18 protein-coding genes and 1 tRNA gene are annotated in these 18,292 nt (G+C 60.3%); 9 read left to right on the top strand and 10 right to left on the bottom strand.

Annotated features, from left to right (window positions below):
* Positions 1-20 precede the first annotated feature (20 nt).
* Positions 21-554, bottom strand: coding sequence for a gamma carbonic anhydrase family protein (locus tag PH605_RS16945; RefSeq protein WP_065655446.1), 534 nt, complete (start codon positions 552-554; stop codon positions 21-23).
* A gap of 31 nt (positions 555-585) precedes the next feature.
* Positions 586-1,275 carry a fumarylacetoacetate hydrolase family protein gene (locus tag PH605_RS16940; RefSeq protein WP_078052997.1) on the bottom strand — a complete coding sequence of 230 codons (690 nt, stop codon included), beginning with the start codon at positions 1,273-1,275 and terminating at the stop codon, positions 586-588.
* 137 nt (positions 1,276-1,412) lie between these two features.
* Between PH605_RS16940 and dusA the strand changes: the two genes are divergently transcribed.
* The gene (gene dusA, locus PH605_RS16935) at positions 1,413-2,423 is read left to right on the top strand and encodes a tRNA dihydrouridine(20/20a) synthase DusA (protein WP_142845507.1); all 1,011 of its coding nucleotides are present in this window, start codon (positions 1,413-1,415) and stop codon (positions 2,421-2,423) included.
* A 6-nt stretch (positions 2,424-2,429) separates the two neighbouring features.
* Here the strand turns inward: dusA and PH605_RS16930 are convergent, their stop codons facing one another.
* Together PH605_RS16930 and uvrA are read right to left on the bottom strand one after the other, a co-directional pair.
* Positions 2,430-3,230 (bottom strand): DUF72 domain-containing protein, encoded by an 801-nt coding sequence (locus PH605_RS16930; protein WP_142845506.1) that lies wholly within the window; start codon positions 3,228-3,230, stop codon positions 2,430-2,432.
* Positions 3,231-3,286: 56 nt separating this feature from the next.
* Complete coding sequence (gene uvrA / locus PH605_RS16925; RefSeq protein ID WP_142845505.1) at positions 3,287-6,208, bottom strand: excinuclease ABC subunit UvrA; 2,922 nt, start codon at positions 6,206-6,208, stop codon at positions 3,287-3,289.
* A 264-nt stretch (positions 6,209-6,472) separates the two neighbouring features.
* Here uvrA and PH605_RS16920 point away from each other — a divergent pair, with 264 nt between their 5' ends.
* Both PH605_RS16920 and PH605_RS16915 read left to right on the top strand, forming a co-directional pair.
* Positions 6,473-7,048 carry a single-stranded DNA-binding protein gene (locus PH605_RS16920; protein WP_065655441.1) on the top strand — a complete coding sequence of 192 codons (576 nt, stop codon included), beginning with the start codon at positions 6,473-6,475 and terminating at the stop codon, positions 7,046-7,048.
* Positions 7,049-7,087: 39 nt separating this feature from the next.
* Positions 7,088-7,342 (top strand): hypothetical protein, encoded by a 255-nt coding sequence (locus tag PH605_RS16915; RefSeq protein ID WP_142845504.1) that lies wholly within the window; start codon positions 7,088-7,090, stop codon positions 7,340-7,342.
* Positions 7,343-7,379: 37 nt separating this feature from the next.
* On the opposite strand, the gene PH605_RS16910 is transcribed toward PH605_RS16915, so the two are convergent.
* A complete protein-coding gene (locus PH605_RS16910) occupies positions 7,380-8,528 on the bottom strand; it encodes an HPP family protein (protein WP_003525060.1) in 1,149 nt (382 codons plus the stop codon).
* A 132-nt stretch (positions 8,529-8,660) separates the two neighbouring features.
* Positions 8,661-9,290 carry a MarC family protein gene (locus tag PH605_RS16905; protein WP_003525062.1) on the bottom strand — a complete coding sequence of 210 codons (630 nt, stop codon included), beginning with the start codon at positions 9,288-9,290 and terminating at the stop codon, positions 8,661-8,663.
* 217 nt (positions 9,291-9,507) lie between these two features.
* Between PH605_RS16905 and gyrA the strand changes: the two genes are divergently transcribed.
* A complete protein-coding gene (gene gyrA, locus PH605_RS16900; protein ID WP_142845503.1) occupies positions 9,508-12,300 on the top strand; it encodes a DNA gyrase subunit A in 2,793 nt (930 codons plus the stop codon).
* A gap of 96 nt (positions 12,301-12,396) precedes the next feature.
* Here gyrA and PH605_RS16895 read toward each other — a convergent pair whose 3' ends face one another.
* From PH605_RS16895 to PH605_RS16885, 3 genes are all read right to left on the bottom strand, one after another.
* The gene (locus PH605_RS16895) at positions 12,397-12,657 is read right to left on the bottom strand and encodes a hypothetical protein (protein ID WP_003502750.1); all 261 of its coding nucleotides are present in this window, start codon (positions 12,655-12,657) and stop codon (positions 12,397-12,399) included.
* Positions 12,658-12,740: 83 nt separating this feature from the next.
* Positions 12,741-14,234 carry a D-alanyl-D-alanine carboxypeptidase family protein gene (locus PH605_RS16890; RefSeq protein ID WP_142845502.1) on the bottom strand — a complete coding sequence of 498 codons (1,494 nt, stop codon included), beginning with the start codon at positions 14,232-14,234 and terminating at the stop codon, positions 12,741-12,743.
* Between the two features lie 138 nt (positions 14,235-14,372).
* Entirely contained in the window at positions 14,373-15,092 is a 720-nt protein-coding gene (locus PH605_RS16885; protein ID WP_142845501.1) for a hypothetical protein, read from the bottom strand.
* Between the two features lie 137 nt (positions 15,093-15,229).
* Here PH605_RS16885 and PH605_RS16880 point away from each other — a divergent pair, with 137 nt between their 5' ends.
* From PH605_RS16880 to PH605_RS16865, 4 genes are all read left to right on the top strand, one after another.
* Positions 15,230-15,493 (top strand): hypothetical protein, encoded by a 264-nt coding sequence (locus tag PH605_RS16880; RefSeq protein ID WP_035261275.1) that lies wholly within the window; start codon positions 15,230-15,232, stop codon positions 15,491-15,493.
* A gap of 15 nt (positions 15,494-15,508) precedes the next feature.
* A complete protein-coding gene (locus tag PH605_RS16875) occupies positions 15,509-15,736 on the top strand; it encodes a hypothetical protein (protein ID WP_035261278.1) in 228 nt (75 codons plus the stop codon).
* 341 nt (positions 15,737-16,077) lie between these two features.
* Positions 16,078-16,230 carry a hypothetical protein gene (locus tag PH605_RS16870; RefSeq protein WP_162856850.1) on the top strand — a complete coding sequence of 51 codons (153 nt, stop codon included), beginning with the start codon at positions 16,078-16,080 and terminating at the stop codon, positions 16,228-16,230.
* 87 nt (positions 16,231-16,317) lie between these two features.
* Positions 16,318-16,407, top strand: a tRNA-Ser gene (locus PH605_RS16865).
* Positions 16,408-16,536: 129 nt separating this feature from the next.
* On the opposite strand, the gene PH605_RS16860 is transcribed toward PH605_RS16865, so the two are convergent.
* Positions 16,537-16,875: a hypothetical protein gene (locus tag PH605_RS16860; RefSeq protein WP_003523701.1), complete on the bottom strand. Its 339-nt coding sequence runs from the start codon at positions 16,873-16,875 to the stop codon at positions 16,537-16,539.
* A 317-nt stretch (positions 16,876-17,192) separates the two neighbouring features.
* Between PH605_RS16860 and PH605_RS16855 the strand changes: the two genes are divergently transcribed.
* Entirely contained in the window at positions 17,193-18,281 is a 1,089-nt protein-coding gene (locus PH605_RS16855; protein ID WP_065655433.1) for a septal ring lytic transglycosylase RlpA family protein, read from the top strand.
* Positions 18,282-18,292 lie beyond the last annotated feature (11 nt).

The following is an 18,292-nucleotide window of genomic DNA, read 5'->3' as shown; positions in this document are numbered from 1 at the left end:
GCATGGATGCCCGCCGCTTCCTATCCTTCGACGATCGCCAGATCCTTCGAAAAGCGCTTCCAGTTTTCGATGTATTTTTCCGCTGAGCGGCGGAGCCCTGCTGCGGCCTCATCATCCAGCGTGCGGATCGCGCGCGCCGGCGAGCCGACAATCAGGGAATTGTCCGGAAATTCCTTGCCCTCCGTCACCAGCGCATTGGCGCCGACGAGGCAGTTGCGGCCGATCTTCGCGCCATTCAGGATCGTTGCGCCCATGCCGATGAGCGAATTGTCGCCAATGGTGCAGCCATGCACGATGGCATGGTGACCGATGGTGCACATTTCGCCGATGACGGCGGGAAAACCGGGGTCGCTATGCACCATCACGCCCTCCTGAATATTGGTGCCGCGCCCGATGCTGATCGGCTCGTTATCGCCGCGCAGCGTTGCGCCGAACCAGATGCCGACATCCTCACCGAGCGTCACCGAGCCGACGACATTGGCATCTGGGGCAACCCAGTAGCGATCAGGCGCAGGGGTCTGCGGCACCCGGTCGGCGAGGCGGTAAAGCGGCATCGTGGTCTCCTCCCTTTTGTTTTCTTCGGCCTCAGGCAACCGTCACGCCCAGCGTGCCGACACCCTCGACGCCGCATTCGATGCGGTCGCCACGTACGATGGGGCCGACGCCGGCCGGTGTGCCGGTCATGATGACGTCACCGGCGGCAAGCGTGAACAGCTTGGAAAGCTCGGCAATCACTTCCGGCACCTTCCAGATCATCTGGGCAAGATCGCCCGTCTGCTTGCGTTTGCCATTGACGTCGAGCCAGATCGCACCTGTGGCGGGATGGCCGATCCTGTCCGCCGGGACGATGGGGGAGACCGGTGCGGAATATTCGAAAGCCTTCGCGCCTTCCCAGGAGCGGCCCATCTTCTTCAGGCCGTCCTGAAGGTCGCGGCGGGTCATGTCTATGCCGACGGCGTAACCCCAGACATGGTCCAGCGCCTCGGAAGCCGGGATATCGGCACCGCCGCTTTTCAGAACCACGACACACTCGACTTCGTAGTGCACATTCGACGACAGCGGCGGGTAGGGGAAATCCTGACCGGCGGGCAGCAGATTGTCCGGGTTTTTCTGGAAATAAAAGGGCGGCTCGCGCGAGGGATCGTGACCCATCTCTATGGCGTGATCGGCATAATTGCGGCCGACGCAATAGACCCGCCGTACGGGGAACAGATCGTCCGTGCCTTCAACGGGCAGGAGAACGGGTTTCGGAGCGGGGATGACGGTGGCGGCCATGTCGATTTCCTGTCGTCTTTTTCGGTGCAATTCTTGTCCCGCGATTCCGGGGCGATTTCCAGTTCAAAATGACCCCGGCTGCAAAACTGGCTTTTTACGGTCCTTTGCTGTAGAAGCCGGCGCAAAGAGGTTAATTCATGTACAGACAAGCGCTTGCAAACGGCGAAAAAATCTTCGCCGTGGCCCCCATGATCGACTGGACCGATACCCGCTGCAGATTTCTGCACCGGCAATTGTCGAAGCGCGCGCTGCTTTATACCGAAATGATCGTTGCCGACGCTATCATCCACGGCCTGCGTGAAAGGCTGCTCGGTTATCACACTCAGGAGCATCCCGTCGCGTTGCAGCTCGGCGGGTCTGATCCGGCCAAGCTTGCCGAAGCGGTTCGGATCGCCGGGGACTACGGTTATGATGAAATCAATCTGAATGTTGGCTGTCCCTCGGATCGGGTGCAATCCGGCACCTTCGGCGCTTGCCTGATGCGCGAGCCTGATGTGGTGGCGCAATGTGTGGCCGCAATGAAGGCGGTCGCCAGCGTGCCGGTTACGGTGAAGTGCCGCATTGGGGTGGACGATCAGCAGCCGGAAGCGGTCCTGCCGGACTTTCTGAAGCGGGTTGTTGCGGCAGGCGCGGACGCCGTCTGGGTTCATGCGCGAAAAGCCTGGCTGCAGGGGCTTTCGCCGAAGGAAAACCGCGAAGTGCCGCCGCTCGATTACGATCTCGTCTATCGCATGAAGCGGGAAAACCCTGATGTCTTTATCGGCATCAATGGCGGTATCGCCGATCTCGATCAGGCGAGCGAACATCTCCAGCATATGGATGGTGTGATGCTCGGCCGTGCCGCTTATCACAACACGTCCATTCTTGCCGATGTCGACCATCGCATCTATGGCGAAGAGGCTCACCAGCCAGACTGGATGGCGCTGCGCGACGCGATGATGGCCTATGCCGCCGACTATATCGCCGCAGGCGGACGTCTCAACCACGTCACCCGCCACATGGTCGGGCTGTTTCAAGGCATGCCCGGCGCGCGCCGTTTTCGGCAAATCCTCTCCAGCGACGCCACCCGGCCGGGCGCAGGCCCGGAGGTGATCGAGGCCGCTTTCGCGGCCATCGATTTCAGCCCGACGAAAGACATGGCGGGCTGAAAGAGTTCAGACCGCCTTTTGCAGTTCCTGTGCACCGACAGGCGCATTCACCTTGCCGCCGGTGATGAAGAAGGCGAAGACATCGCGCGGTGTCTTTTCGACCTTCCGATCCGGCGCTATCAGCGGCAGATCGTCCGGCACGCCGCCCTTTGCATAGGTCTTTACCCGGTCGGCCCAGTGGTCGATCTCTTTTTTCGGGTAACAGGTCTTGATATCGTCCTCGCCCTTCTGCAGGCGGCAATAGACGAAATCGGCCGTCACATCAGGCAGCATCGGATAATCATGATGGTCGGCGCAGACGACGGCGACCTTGTGCCTGGCGAGAAGATCGATGAATTCCGGAACCTGAAATGTCTCGTTGCGTACCTCGACGACATGGCGAAGACGGATGCCGTCCTGCTTCTCGGGCAACAGGGACAGAAATGCGCCAAAATCCTCAGCGTCGAATTTTTTCGTCGGTGCGAATTGCCAGAGGATTGGACCGAGGTGGGACCCGAGTTCCGTCAGCCCCTGCGTCAGAAACTTCGTCATCGATTCACCGGCCTCGGCCAGAACCCTGCGGTTGGTGACGAAGCGGCTCGCCTTTAGCGAGAAGACGAAATCCTCGGGCACTTCGGAAGCCCATTTTGCAAAAGTTTCCGGCTTCTGGCTGCTATAATAGGTGCCGTTCACCTCGATGGCCGTGAGCTGCCGGCTGGCGTGCTCCAGCTGGCGCTTCTTCGGCAATTTTTCGGGATAAAACGTGCCTTCCCATGGCTCAAAGGTCCAGCCGCCGATACCGGTGCGGATCGTGCCTGATGTAGACATATGCTGTTCCTCCTCCGGCCTTCGGCCTATCGAACCCTTGCGACGAAAGCTGCGGATTACTCCGCAGCCTCCCGTTTTCCGGCCGGCCGGCGCTCCAGAAGCTCCTTCAGGAAGTGACCGGTATAGGAACGCTCGACCTTCACGATGTCCTCCGGTGTGCCCGTCGCCACCACTTCGCCGCCGCCCGTGCCGCCTTCAGGCCCGATATCGATGATCCAGTCAGCCGTTTTGATGACTTCCAGATTATGCTCGATCACCACGACGGAATTGCCCTGCTCGACCAGCGCATGCAGCATTTCCAGGAGCTTGTTGACGTCGTGGAAATGCAGGCCCGTCGTCGGTTCGTCGAGAATATAGAGCGTGCGGCCCGTCGAGCGTTTCGACAGTTCCTTGGCGAGCTTGACGCGCTGCGCTTCGCCGCCGGAGAGCGTATTGGCCTGCTGGCCGACCTTGATGTAACCGAGGCCGACATCGAACAGCGATTGCAGCTTGTCGCGCACGGCCGGGACGGCGGCGAAGAACTCCACGCCTTCTTCCACCGTCATATCCAGCACATCGGCGATGGACTTGCCCTTGAAGGTGACATCGAGCGTCTCGCGATTGTAACGCTTGCCGTGACATACATCGCAGGTGACGTAAACATCAGGCAGGAAGTGCATCTCGATCTTGATGACCCCGTCGCCCTGGCAGGCCTCGCAGCGGCCGCCCTTGACGTTGAAGGAGAAACGGCCCGGCGCATAACCGCGCGCCTTCGCTTCCGGCAGGCCGGCGAACCAGTCGCGGATCGGCGTGAAGGCGCCGGTATAGGTGGCCGGGTTGGAACGCGGCGTGCGGCCAATCGGCGACTGGTCGATATCGATGACCTTGTCGATGAATTCGAAACCGTCGATGCGGTCGTGTTCGGCCGGGATTTCGCGCGCACCCATCACCCGACGCGCCGCCGACTTGTAGAGCGTCTCGATCAGGAAGGTGGATTTGCCGCCGCCCGATACGCCGGTTACGGCAGTGAAAACACCGAGCGGCACGGCGGCCGTGACATTCTTCAGGTTGTTGCCGCGTGCGCCAAAAACCTTGATCTCGCGACCCTTCTTGGGCTTGCGGCGCTCCGCCGGCACGGCGACACCGAGCTCGCCGGAGAGATATTTGCCGGTCAGCGATTTCGGATTGGCCATCACGTCCTGCGGCGAGCCTTCAGCGATCACCTGACCGCCATGAATGCCGGCGGCTGGGCCGATATCGACCACATAATCCGCCGTCAGAATGGCGTCCTCGTCGTGTTCGACCACGATGACGGTATTGCCGATATCGCGCAGATGTTTCAGCGTATCCAGCAGGCGGGCATTGTCGCGCTGGTGCAGGCCGATCGACGGTTCGTCGAGAACATAGAGAACGCCGGTGAGGCCCGAACCGATCTGCGAGGCCAGCCGGATGCGCTGGCTTTCTCCGCCGGAAAGCGTGCCGGAATTGCGCGACAGGCTGAGATAATCCAGCCCGACATCGTTGAGGAAGCGCAAGCGTTCGCGGATTTCCTTGAGGATGCGGACTGCGATCTCGTTCTGCTTGGCGTTGAGGCTTTCCGGCAGTACCTCGAACCAGTCGCGCGCGGTGCGGATCGACATTTCGGTGACTTCGCCGATATGCAGCCTGTTGATCTTGACGGCGAGCGCTTCCGGCTTCAGGCGATAACCGGCGCAGGCCGGGCAGGGGGCCGCCGACATGTAGCGTTCGATTTCCTCGCGCGCCCAGGCGCTGTCGGTCTCTTTCCAGCGACGCTCCAGATTGGGCACGATGCCTTCGAAATTCTTCACCGTCTTGTAGGAGCGGGCGCCGTCCTGATAGTTGAATTCGATCTTGTCATCCGTGCCCTGAAGAATGGCGTGCTGCGCCTCTTTCGAAAGATCCGACCACTTGCTCGACAGCTTGAAGCCGAAAGCCTTGCCGAGCGCTTCCAGCGTCTGATTGTAATAGGGCGACGAGGATTTGGCCCAGGGAGCGATGGCGCCGTCACGCAGGGTACGGGCGGGCTCCGGCACGATCAGGTTTTCATCCACTTTCTGCTGCGAGCCGAGGCCATCGCAGCTCGGGCAGGCGCCGAAGGGATTGTTGAAGGAGAACAGCCGCGGCTCGATTTCCGGAATGGTGAAACCGGAAACGGGGCAGGCGAATTTTTCCGAAAACAGCACCCGCTCATGGGTCTCGTTGAGCGACTTGTTGGCGGAGCCGCCGGCGGCGGTTTCTTCCGGCGGCAGGGGCTTGTCGGCGAATTCGGCAACCGCCAGGCCGTCGGCGAGCTTGAGGCAGGTCTCGAGACTGTCGGCCAGGCGCGCGGCCATATCCGGGCGCACCACCGCACGGTCGACCACAACGTCGATATCGTGCTTGTATTTCTTGTCGAGGGCGGGCACGTCGGCGATTTCGTAGAACTGGCCATCCACTTTGACGCGCTGGAAGCCCTTCTTCATCAGGTCGGCGAGTTCCTTTTTATATTCGCCTTTGCGGCCGCGCACCATCGGCGCGAGAATATAAAGACGTGTGCCTTCCTCGAAAGCGAGGATGCGGTCGACCATCTGGCTCACCGTCTGGCTTTCGATCGGCAGGCCCGTGGCCGGCGAATAGGGGACGCCGACACGCGCGAACAGCAGGCGCATATAGTCGTAGATTTCGGTGACCGTGCCGACCGTGGAACGCGGATTGCGCGATGTGGTCTTCTGCTCGATGGAGATTGCCGGCGAGAGGCCGTCGATCTGGTCGACATCCGGTTTCTGCATCATTTCCAGGAACTGGCGCGCATAGGCCGACAGGCTCTCGACATAACGGCGCTGGCCTTCGGCATAGATCGTATCGAAGGCAAGCGAGGACTTGCCCGAACCGGAAAGGCCGGTCATGACGATCAGCTTGTTGCGCGGCAGGTCCAGATCGATGCCCTTGAGGTTGTGCTCGCGGGCGCCACGGATGGAAATCGTCTTCAGTTCACTCATGACAAGGCTCGGACAAAAATAACAGGCTTGATGGCAGCGCGTCCTTATGTAGTGACGCAGCCGGATGTGTCGAGGTCTATTCCCAATCGGTCGCAGCTTTTCGGAATGCTTGACTCGAAATCTGCGATTTAATAGAACAAAAAAGGAACGAATTGCAAGCGCGAATGTCTGCTCCCGCAGCTTAAGATTATTCTTTGTGGATAGTTCCATGCTTGCGGTGCCCTTTGCGGGCGGCGGCAGCTATTGTGTGGCGAATTTTTTGAAATGCAATTGCCGGTCATGATGGCCGGCGGACAGGATGACGAGATGGCTGGTAGCGTAAACAAGGTAATTCTGATCGGGAACGTGGGCGCCGATCCCGAAATCCGCCGGACGCAGGATGGCCGCCCCATCGCCAATCTGCGCATTGCCACCTCGGAGACCTGGCGGGACCGCAACAGCGGCGAGCGCCGCGAGAAGACCGAATGGCACACCGTCGTCGTCTTCAACGAAGGCCTGTGCAAGGTCGTCGAGCAATATGTCAAGAAGGGCGCCAAGCTCTATATCGAAGGCCAGCTGCAGACGCGCAAATGGCAGGACCAGACCGGCAACGACCGTTATTCCACTGAAATCGTGCTGCAGGGCTTCAACTCCACGCTGACGATGCTCGATGGTCGCGGTGAGGGCGGTGGCCGCAGCGGCGGCGATTTCGGCGGCGGCAACGATTATGGCAGTGGCGGCGGCTCCAGCTATGGCGGCGGTTACGACCAGCAGTCCTCGTCGCGCGGCGGCTCTTCCCGTGGCGGCGGCCAGCCTTCCGGCGGCTTCTCCAACGATATGGATGACGATATTCCGTTCTGAGCGGCTGGCGAATTCGGGAAAGCGTAACGGGAGACAGGTATGAGTGATGCGCCCGCACCGAAACAGCCGGCAACCTGGCGCATCGTTCTTGCCTTCTTTCTCGATTTCTGGACGGCGTTTTTCGCCGCCGGATTTCTCGTGGCGGCGGTTGCAGACGGGCGCACGCCACAGGGGTTTGCCTTGAACGGTGTGCCTGCCTTTATCGCCTTTGCGCTTATCATCGCATATTTTGTCGTGCTCGGCCGGTTCTTCGGCGGCACGCTATGGCAGCGTCTTCTGAAGGCGAGGCGCTAACATCCGGCTTTGCCGGTTCCAGGGGCGTCGCGGCAGACTATGCCGCGACCTTGTCCGCCAGCATCGCGACCATGACATCGGATTGCGACACGATGCCCACCATCTTACCTCTGGCGTCGATGACCGGCAGGTAATGCAGTCCTTCTTCGGCAAAGCGGATGATGGCCTCCTCGATTGCCGTTTCAGGCCGTACGGTTCTGACCGGCGATGTCATGATGTCCTTGACGGTATCGTTGGGGGCGCTTGCGCCGGAGAGGATGAGGCGCAGCCGCTGCAGGAAACCAATGGAGGGGCGGCCGTTTCTCCAGCTCGCCTTTTCCAGAAAATCCGTCTGGGTGACGATGCCGACGATCTCCGCTTTATCGTTGGTGACCGGCAATGCCTTGAAATGGTGGCTGTGCATCAGCGCGTGGGCATGGCGCAGACTGTCATCAGGCGCAACACCGACGACATCGCGCGACATGACGCTGGCGCAATCGAGATGCAGCGCACGGCGACGCCAGGAGCGCAGTTCGGTCTTGCGTAAAATGGTTTCGAGCTCGTCGCGGTCGATATCCAGGACCTGGTCATATTCCTTCAGCACCTCGTCGAGGTCGTTGGAGGAAAAGCCGATTTTCTGGATGGGGGTCGGATCGGTGGTGCCATGGGCGGCCTTGCCGAGCTTCAGGCCGTGTGGGTAGGCGCGGCCGGTAGCATTGTTATAGGCGAGGGCCAGGGCAAGAAGGATCAGCGAATTTCCGGCGACCGGCCACAGCAGAAAGCCATAACCGAGGCTGTGGACGGCAGGGCCGCCGAGAACGGCGGTCAGAGCCACCGCACCGCTTGGCGGGTGCAGGCAGCGCAAGGCCATCATCGCGGCAATGGCGAGGCTGATGGCGAGCGCGCTGGCAAGGAATAGATCCGGAACCAGCAGCGCCACTGTCACGCCCACGAAGGCCGAAACGAGGTTGCCGCAGAGGATCGACCAGGGCTGCGCCAGCGGGCTGGAGGGCACGGCGAACAAAAGCACCGCGGAAGCGCCCATCGGCGCGATCATGGCGGGCAGGGTGGGATCGAAACTGAGAGCGAGACTTCCCAGAAGGCCGGTCAGCAGAATGCCGACAAAGGCGCCGGTTGCGGAGCGCAGCCTTTCCCTGTTGCTGACGGGTGCGGCATCCGGGATGAGGCGACGCAGCGTGGAACGCATGGAGATAACTTTCGAATCCGAAAAAACATGCGTCTTTTAGCCGAAGCGGCGGTCGGATTTAAAGGGAGGATTTTCCGGCATTTCAGCGGTTGGCGGGAATTTATTGCGCAGGCACCGCCAAGGGTTGGCCTTTCAAAATGCGAAGGCCGATTTTATGCCATCGACCACGAACTGTACGGAAAGGGCGGCAAGCAGCACGCCGAGCAGTCGGGTCAGGATCGCGCGGCCGGTATTGCCGAGAAAACGGTCCATCCGTTCCGAGACGATCAACGCGGCATAAACGAGGGCCATGGCGAAAGCGAGGATCAGGATGAGCACCAGCATCTCGACGGTGGTTTTCATCGAGCCGGCAAGTAGCACGGTGGCGGAAATGGCGCCCGGCCCGGCGATCAGGGGCAGCGCCAGCGGAAAGACCGCCAGATTGTGAAGGTGGTCCTTGGTGATGGCGATCTCGGAGGTCTTTTCCTTGCGCTCCTGGCGTTTTTCGAAAATCATCTCGAAGGAAATCCAGAACAGCAACAGGCCGCCGGCGATGCGAAAAGCGCCGAGCGAGATGCCGAGAAGATTGAGGATGGCAAGGCCGAAGAGCGCGAAGACGGCGAGAATGCCGAAGGCGATGATGGAGCCGCGCAGCGCCACCTGGCTGCGCTGGTCGCGCGTCATACCGGCGGTCAGCGCCAGAAAGACGGGGGCAAGGCCCGGCGGATCGAGCGTGACCAGAAGTGTGGTAAGCGCGTTGATGAGCGTTTCGCTGCTGGCCATTCTTTCCCCGTCTTATCTGTTTTTAGGACGGAGCCTACGCAAGTCGCCGGCACTTTGAAAGGGAGCGGCGGTGCTTTTGCCGGGCTAAATCGTGAAAAGCGGCGTTCGTCTTGCAAATGACGCAAAAGCCTGTTCAAAACTCGCCGGGAAATTGGCTTAACGTGGCTGTTTCCGCTATAAAAATCCATCCGATTCTTAACAGAGAATGTGATCCGTTTTGACTGACCAGAGCCCCCCCGGCGGCGGAAAACTTCCGCCAGGCATTGAACCGATTTCCATCATGGAGGAAATGCAGCGGTCGTATCTCGATTACGCCATGAGCGTCATCGTGTCCCGCGCGCTTCCCGATGTGCGAGACGGCCTGAAGCCGGTTCATCGCCGTATTCTTTACGGCATGTCCGAACTCGGCATCGACTGGAACAAGAAATACGTCAAATGCGCCCGCGTTACCGGGGACGTGATGGGTAAATTCCATCCGCACGGCAATGCGGCGATCTATGACGCTTTGGCGCGTATGGCGCAGGACTGGTCGCTCCGCCTGCCGCTGATCGACGGGCAGGGCAATTTCGGCTCCATCGACGGCGATCCGCCGGCGGCAGAACGTTATACCGAATGCCGTCTGGAAAAGGCCGCCCATTCGCTGCTCGACGATCTCGACAAGGAAACGGTCGATTTCCGCGACAACTATGACGGCACCCTGCAGGAGCCGGTCGTCATTCCGGCGAAGTTCCCGAACCTTCTGGTCAACGGGGCAGGCGGCATCGCGGTCGGCATGGCCACCAATATTCCGCCGCACAATCTCTCGGAAGTCATCGACGGCTGTATCGCCATGATCGACAATCCGGCGATCGAGCTGCCGGAGCTGATGCAGATCATTCCCGGCCCGGATTTCCCGACCGGCGCGCTGATCATGGGCCGTTCCGGCATCCGTTCAGCCTATGAGACCGGCCGCGGCTCGGTTATCATGCGCGGCCGCGCCACCATCGAGCCGATGCGCGGCGACCGCGAGCAGATCATCATCACCGAGGTTCCCTATCAGGTGAACAAGGCGAACATGATCGAAAAGATGGCCGAACTGGTCAAGGAAAAGCGCATCGAGGGTATTTCCGACCTGCGCGACGAATCCGACCGTCAGGGCTATCGCGTCGTCATCGAATTGAAACGCGACGCCAATGCCGAAGTCATCCTGAACCAGCTTTACCGCTATACGCCGCTGCAGACCTCCTTCGGCTGCAACATGGTGGCGCTGAACGGCGGCAAGCCGGAGCAGATGACGCTTATCGACATGCTGCGCGCCTTCGTGGCCTTCCGCGAGGATGTCGTCAGCCGTCGTACGAAATATCTGCTGCGCAAGGCGCGCGAGCGCGCGCATGTGTTGGTTGGTCTGGCGATTGCGGTTGCCAATATCGATGAGGTCATCCGGGTTATCCGTCATGCGCCCGATCCCGCTTCGGCCCGCGAAGAGCTGATGACGCGGCGCTGGCCGGCGCAGGATGTGGAAAGCCTGATCCGTCTGATCGACGATCCGCGCCACCGCATCAATGAAGATGGCACCTATAATCTCTCGGAAGAGCAGGCCCGCGCCATTCTCGAACTGCGCCTTGCCCGCCTCACGGCGCTTGGCCGCGATGAAATCGGCGACGAGCTGAACAAGATCGGCGCGGAAATTTCCGAGTACCTCGAAATCCTGTCGTCGCGCCTGCGCATCCAGCAGATCGTCAAGGACGAGCTTGTCGCCATCCGCGACGAGTTCGGCACGCCGCGCCGGTCCGAGATCGTCGAGGGCGGTCCCGATATGGACGATGAAGACCTCATCGCCCGCGAGGACATGGTCGTCACCGTTTCGCATCTCGGCTATATCAAGCGCGTGCCGTTGACCACCTACCGGGCGCAGCGTCGCGGCGGCAAGGGCCGTTCCGGCATGGCGACGCGCGACGAGGATTTCGTCAACCGTCTCTTCGTTGCCAATACCCATACGCCGGTGCTGTTCTTCTCCTCGCGTGGCATCGTCTACAAGGAAAAGGTCTGGCGTCTGCCGATCGGTACGCCGCAGTCCAAGGGCAAGGCCCTCATAAACATGCTGCCGCTGGAGCCCGGCGAGCGCATCACCACCATCATGCCGTTGCCCGAGGACGAAACCACCTGGGAAACGCTGGATGTGATGTTCTCGACGACGCGCGGCACGGTTCGCCGCAACAAGCTCGGCGATTTCGTTCAGGTCAACCGCAATGGCAAGATCGCCATGAAGCTGGACGAGGAGGGCGATGAAATCCTCTCCGTCGAAACCTGTACGGACCGCGACGACGTGTTGCTGACGACCGCGCTCGGCCAGTGCATCCGCTTCCCCGTGGACGATGTGCGCGTCTTTGCCGGCCGCAACTCCGTCGGCGTGCGCGGCATCAACATGGCCGAGGGCGACCGCATCATCTCCATGACCATTGTGGGCCATGTGGAAGCTGAACCGTGGGAGCGTGCGGCCTATCTGAAGCGCTCGGCTACCGAACGGCGTGCCGCAGGCGTCGATGAGGACGATATCGCGCTCGTCGGCGAGGAAGTTACGGAAGAGGGCGAACTCAGCGAAGAGCGCTATCAGGAACTGAAGGCACGCGAAGAATTCGTGCTGACGGTTTCCGTGAAGGGATTCGGCAAGCGTTCCTCTTCTTACGACTTCCGCACCTCTGGTCGCGGCGGCAAGGGCATCCGCGCCACCGATACCTCGAAGACCAACGAGATCGGCGAACTCGTCGCGGCCTTCCCCGTGGAAGAAGGCGACCAGATCATGCTGGTTTCCGATGGCGGTCAGCTCATCCGCGTGCCGGTCAACGGCATCCGCATCGCCAGCCGCGCCACCAAGGGTGTGACGATCTTCTCTACCGCCAAGGATGAGAAGGTGGTTTCCGTGGAGCGCATCAACGAGCCGGAAGGCGACGACGAAGCAGAGAACGGCAATGGCGAAGATGCCGCCGACGATCTGCCGGATACGCCGGAGGCACCGGAGAGCGAGGCGTAAGCCGCCTCGTTATCTTCGGTTACCAATCAAGAAAAACCCCGCGGCGCTCAGGCTCCGCGGGGTTTTTGTTTGTGTCTAGTCGACTGCGTTTGATTTTCAGCGAATGCGAATATGGACCGGAGCGCGACCCGAGCGGCTCGCGACATGAAGGTGGATGTTCGCTTCCGGCTGGTTGGAGCGCCAGGCGCGGGCGCCATGCGACAGAAGCAGCGCCACGAGATCGCGTGTCTTCGCCTTGGAGCGATTAAGACCGAGATCGGCGATACGCATCGCCGCTTCGTGAATGGGATGCAGAACCGACAGGCTGCCATGCCCGTTGCCAGACGCAATGTCCGAATAATTCTCGTTGACTGCCATCTTGGAAAGCCTCGCTACACATTACAAACTTCGAGGAGACAGGCGATGTTTCGACTATGAACCACCGCCTGCGGAAACGTCTGTTACTGGAGTGACGCCCAGCAGCTGACGCCTTTCTTTTTCAATGCATTGCATGCATTTACCGCGGCGTTCTGGCCATCGAAGCCGCCGAAACGGGCGCGGTAGATCTGGGAGCCGTCCTTGCTGAAGGCGACCGTGAAGGGTTTTGCGGAGCGCAGTGCCGCGCCGCCCTTTTCCTGTGCGTTCTGCAACAGGCCACGTGCGGAGTTCTCATCCGGAGATGCGCCGATCTGGATGACCCAGCCACCCTGCGGAGCCTCGGCCCTGGCCGAAACCGAAGGGGCGGAGACAACAGGCGCCGTGGTGGACGCGGTGACGATATTGTCCACCTTGGTCGAATTGGTGATCAATTTGCGGTCCGGTGCAGCGGGCGCCTGATTGATTGGATCCTTGCCCTTCTGCCAGGTGGCAGCTTCCATGGCCTTGACGGCTGCATTGGAAGAGGAGCCTGCGAAGGCGGTGACCGGGGATTCTTCGTAACGGGTCTGCGGCACCGGACCGGAATTGGGTAGGCCGGCTGCGGTTGCTGCAACTGCCACGGAAGGAACAGCAGCGGCCACGGCGACGGGCTCTTCGACCGGCGCTGAGCGGGTCTGCGCGATCAGGTTGCTGTTGCCGCCACGCGATGCCTGCGGCAGGTAGGTTGCGACAAGCTTGCGCATGGTGGCGTCACGGGCAGCGCTGGAGCGGCCGCCGAGAACGACGGCGACGATGGAGCGACCGTCAAGTTGAGCCGATGTGGCAAGGTTGCTGCCGGCTGCACGTGTATAACCGGTCTTGATGCCATCCACACCCTTCACGGTTCCGACGAGGCGGTTATGGTTGCCGATAACCTGCTTGCCGAAGTTGAAGGTGCGGGTGGAGAAATAGCCGTAATATTGCGGGAAATGCTGGCGAAGCGCGACGCCGAGACGGGCTTGGTCGCGTGCCGTCGTCATCTGCGCCGTGTTGGGCAGGCCGTTGGCGTTGCGATAGGTCGTGCGGGTCATGCCGAGTGCGCGGGCCTTGGCGGTCATCATTCTGGCGAAACGGTCTTCCGAGCCGCCGAGATATTCGCCGAGCGCGGTTGCCATGTCATTTGCGGACCGGGTGACGAGTGCAAGGATAGCCTGTTCCACAGTGATGCTGCCGCCGGCGCGCACGCCAAGCTTGGATGGCGGCTCCTTCGCGGCGTTGGCTGACACCGGCACCCTGGAATCGAGCGAGATACGTCCGGTATTGAGCGCTTCGAATGTCAGATAAAGCGTCATCATCTTCGTCAGCGAAGCCGGATAACGCAGCCCGTCCGGATCCTCGCCATAGAGGACCTTGCCGGTCTTGGCATCGATGACGATGCCCGCATATTTCGGATCGGCCTTTGCGGTCTGAACGGATGTTGCGGTTATGAACGCCGCAGCAAGGGTTAGCGCAATAAACCTTACGAAAGACGTCGCACCCGCTTTGCGCGAATGTGCCCCAGATAGACTTTTCAACACTGCTGAACTCTTCAATCGCATATTTCTGTTCCGCTCGGACACGCCCCGCCCGATGCTCCGGGAAGAAACTTTATCGGGATGGCGTTACCAAGTGGTTTATGAAAGGTATCTGCCTTCCATAAAATGCGACTTTTCGCACGCAATCTGTGCCGTGCTGTTTCACCGATTTCCGTCTTTTACGAGGCGGCGCTCGATATAGTTTTTTACATCCGCGTCGAGCTTTTGCCATTGTGGCAGCAGGGCGGAGGAGAAACGATAGAACAGGCTGAGGTCCTGTCCGGCGTGAATATCCCTCTGGCAATCGCTGCCGGTGGCCGCCTGCGGCGTTTGCGGCAGCAGGCAGCGCACCACATAGGCGCTTTGGCCTTCGCGCTCGCCGGTCAATATGACTTCCTTGCCGTAACCGGAATCGGCGCGCAGGCGGTGCAGCAGCAGGCCGTGCTTCAGCGGTACGGGCTCTCCCTCCGTCAGCCGCGAATAGATCGGCCCGAAACGACCGGACATGTCCTCGGACATGGTGCTTTGCGAAAGCTGGATGAAGATCAGCCCTGCCGCCTGCGCCGGATCGTCGAAGACGGCGCGATTCGCTTCCTCGTAACCCTTGAGGTCAGGCCAGCTCAGATAAAGGTCGACGCGCTCGCGTTCTCCGCCGAGGCGCTCGGAAGGCGCCCGAAGGGTGTTTTTGGCAAGCTTCAGCCGGTCGTTGCCGATGACGATCTCCACCTCCTCGGTGGCCGTCGTATGGCCCGCCTGGAGAATCCGCTCGCCATACCATTTAATGCCGACGTTGAGGGTGCCGAGAAAGACGAGAAGAATTCCGGCGATGAGAGCGGCCCGGAGCATGAGTGACGATGAAAGCAGGGGTTTCTGGTCGTTCATGGGCTTCCATATTCGTTCCGGCCGCCGGATGGGTTTCCGGCCGGGAAATAGCCGTGCAAAGCTTTAACCCGGGGCGATCGGCATTGAAATGATGTTTTGCCGCTGCTACCTGATAACCACCAAGCAAAGGACGGCATATGGCAGCGCGCGACAGATATTCCCGGAAGCTCGAATGTTCCAGATGTGGTCATCAGGGTTTTGCCGAAGCGTCGGAATCGGATGACAAGAGCCGCCGGGACGTCGATTTTCGCATCGATGAAATGCCGCGTGGATTTCGCGCGGAGCGCGCCTCGGGCGATCCGACGGATTTCATGATCCGCTGCGCTCAGTGCGGCAATATATTCCGTTTCCTGCAGAAAACCGCCTATGCGCCCGGAGGCGAGCCACGGGTGAAGGCCTGAAGGGAAGGTGCCAGCATGACTTTACCGCAACAACCGAACGGAGCGCCGCAAAGGCGCAAGCCGATCTGGCCGTGGATCGTGCTTCTGGTGCTGACGCTCTCAGCCATCTACTCCTATAATCGCGCCAACGAAATCATCGCGGAATTGTCCGACACCTTGCCGCCGGCGCTGCTGAACCTGTTCGAAGATATTCTCCGGGGTGACGGCCGGCATGGCAATGGTGGGCCGAGCATCGGCGTCTGAGGCGAGGGCGGTTGGAGAGCCGCTGGCCTTTTTTGGGTGCGCTTCGCCTTCTGGGCCAAAAAAGAAAAAAGCCCCGCAAAGAGGCGGGGCAGGTTGATCGCTCGGGGAAAGTTGGGCAATGCCCGGGAGCGATGGGTTGATATAAGTGACGATAGTGCTGACGCGATAGGCCATTTCCGTCCCAAACAGTACGCCTATGCATAAATTTCGCTCAATCAGCAGATTTTTAAACGACGAGTTCGGACAATCTGTAAGACAACTTGACAGACTTGCGCTTTATTCTTCGCATTGCCTCGAATTGCACATATTCGCCTTTAACATAACGTGACATGAGCAGACGCATGGATAAATCGGGAATCCTCTTCGTGGCGCTTTTGCTGGTGCTTGTCGCAATCGTTTTAAGCCTGACGCTATTCGATACGGCTCAGCAGGTGCCCTCGATACCTTCAGGCGACGGATCCCTGCTGCCTCCGGCAACGACCCCGGGGCAATGATATGCCAGCCGTAAGAGAAGGGCGACACAGCTCGCCCGGGCGGGATTGACGGCCTTTTTCAAACCGCTATAAAGCCTCACCACCGATGGATGGGTGTCCGAGTGGTTTAAGGAACCGGTCTTGAAAACCGGCGTGCGTGAGAGCGTACCGTGGGTTCGAATCCCACCCCATCTGCCATAAAGCGCAAAAATCATTCAAACACGCTGCGACGAGGGATGCCTCGATCGCGTTAATCAGCTTTGGAATGGCTCGAATTCAGCGCAAATGAGAAACCCGCCTTGCGGCGGGTTCCCAGTGTTCATCCAATCAGATTTCCGGGCAGCCCCGTTCGTTGGCGAAGGTGATGCGATCCGGTCCCCGGCGCGTGAAGCCTTCGACGACGACACGACCAGGTGTGACGCGCACGACCTCTGGATCGCGCAGGCCTGCTTCACGGGCGGCAGCGCGGGCTTCGCGTTCGCTGCAGCCACGCATGCGGGGCGGGCCGCGGCGGTCTACGTCCCGGTCACGATCGCGGATGACGGGGCGAACGCCGTCGGGGCCGATTCTGAGTTCCATGTCCTGCGCACCTGCGGGGATCGGCGCGGCGAAGGATACTAGGGCGATGCCCATCGCAAGAGCTGTGGTTTTCATAAGCTTGATCATGTTTCCTCCCTCAGCCGAAACCGGCGGAAAGCTCGTTTCTTTGCGGGGAGAGAACGCGGTTGCCGTCCGTTTGTTCCTTGCAGACGCGGTGAGCGGGAGATGTTGAGGCGGGTAAATCCGGCCCGATGGGTGGGCTCAAAAGATAGAAATCATTAACCACGTTCGTTACAATTTTATCGAATTTGCAGAAGTCGTTCGCATTTTCGCCACGTTATGCACAAGATTAAGCGACTGTTAGGTGCTTCGATGGCAGGGGCAGTTATCGAGGCAAGTGAGGGTGCGGTTCTCCGAGCCAATAGCAGCGTGGGGCAGACGATTTGAATTCTACGGTCAAGAAACTCGGCATCAACGCCAGGTCGGGCGTGAAGTGGCTTGCAATTTCCGTGCTTTGCGCCGCAACCGCATCGTGTTCCACGACATCCGAGACCAAGCCCAAGCCCAAGCGCAGCAAGGAATATTTTTCCGAATCCGAATATGGCGTCAAAGCCAGTCCGCGTGTGGCCGATGGCAAGGCCATTCCCAAGGGCGGCGGGCGAGAGTTGATCGGCAATGCCTATACAGTCAAGGGCCGCCGTTATTTCCCGAAGGAAGAGCCGGGTTACAACAAGACCGGTCTTGCTTCCTGGTACGGTTCTGCCTTCCATGGTCGCCTGACCGCCAATGGCGAAGTCTACGACAAAGAACATCTTTCTGCCGCACATCCGACATTTCCCCTGCCGAGCTACGCGCGCATCACCAACATGGAAAATGGCGCTTCGGTTCTGGTGCGCGTCAACGATCGCGGACCGTTCCACGAAGGCCGCCTGATCGACGTTTCCAGCAAGACGGCCGATCTTCTCGACATGAAGGCCACCGGCACGGCCAATGTGCGGGTGCAATATGCCGGCCGCGCACCGCTTGATGGTCACGACATGCCTTATCTGATGGCATCCTATATCCCGAAGGGTTCGCGCTCGCCGGGTGTGGCACCCGAAGGGCAGATCGCGACGGGCGTGATGGTGGCTTCGGCCTCGCCGAATTTCGTTCCGGCGCCCGCGTCCAACCCGAATTATGCCGGCTCCACACAGACGGCGCTCGTCGGTTCCAAGAAGAATGCGGCGCTTCAGGCCATGCCGCTGGTCAACGGCCCGGCACCGGCTTTCGAGCAGTTCGCGATACTGCCGGAAATCGGCCCTATCCTGGCGGAGCGCCCGGAAGGCAATTTCATGCGTGAGCCGGCGGCGCCTGGCGGCAATTATCTGCGTGTGCCGACGCCTTCCTCCAAATTTGCTGCGGCCTATTCCGAAGAATCGGCTACGGTCTCCAGGACCGCGAGCGCCTTCGACAGCGTGCTCGTCGACCGTGGCGCGCTCAACGAGCAATCGATACTCGCCCATGTGAAGCGTCAGCAGGCGAAGTCCCGCTGACGGGTTGAAGG

Source organism: Agrobacterium sp. CFBP 3001, from assembly GCF_027871605.1.
GTDB lineage: Bacteria > Pseudomonadota > Alphaproteobacteria > Rhizobiales > Rhizobiaceae > Agrobacterium > Agrobacterium leguminum.
This window is presented reverse-complemented; position numbering and strand designations above follow the sequence as displayed.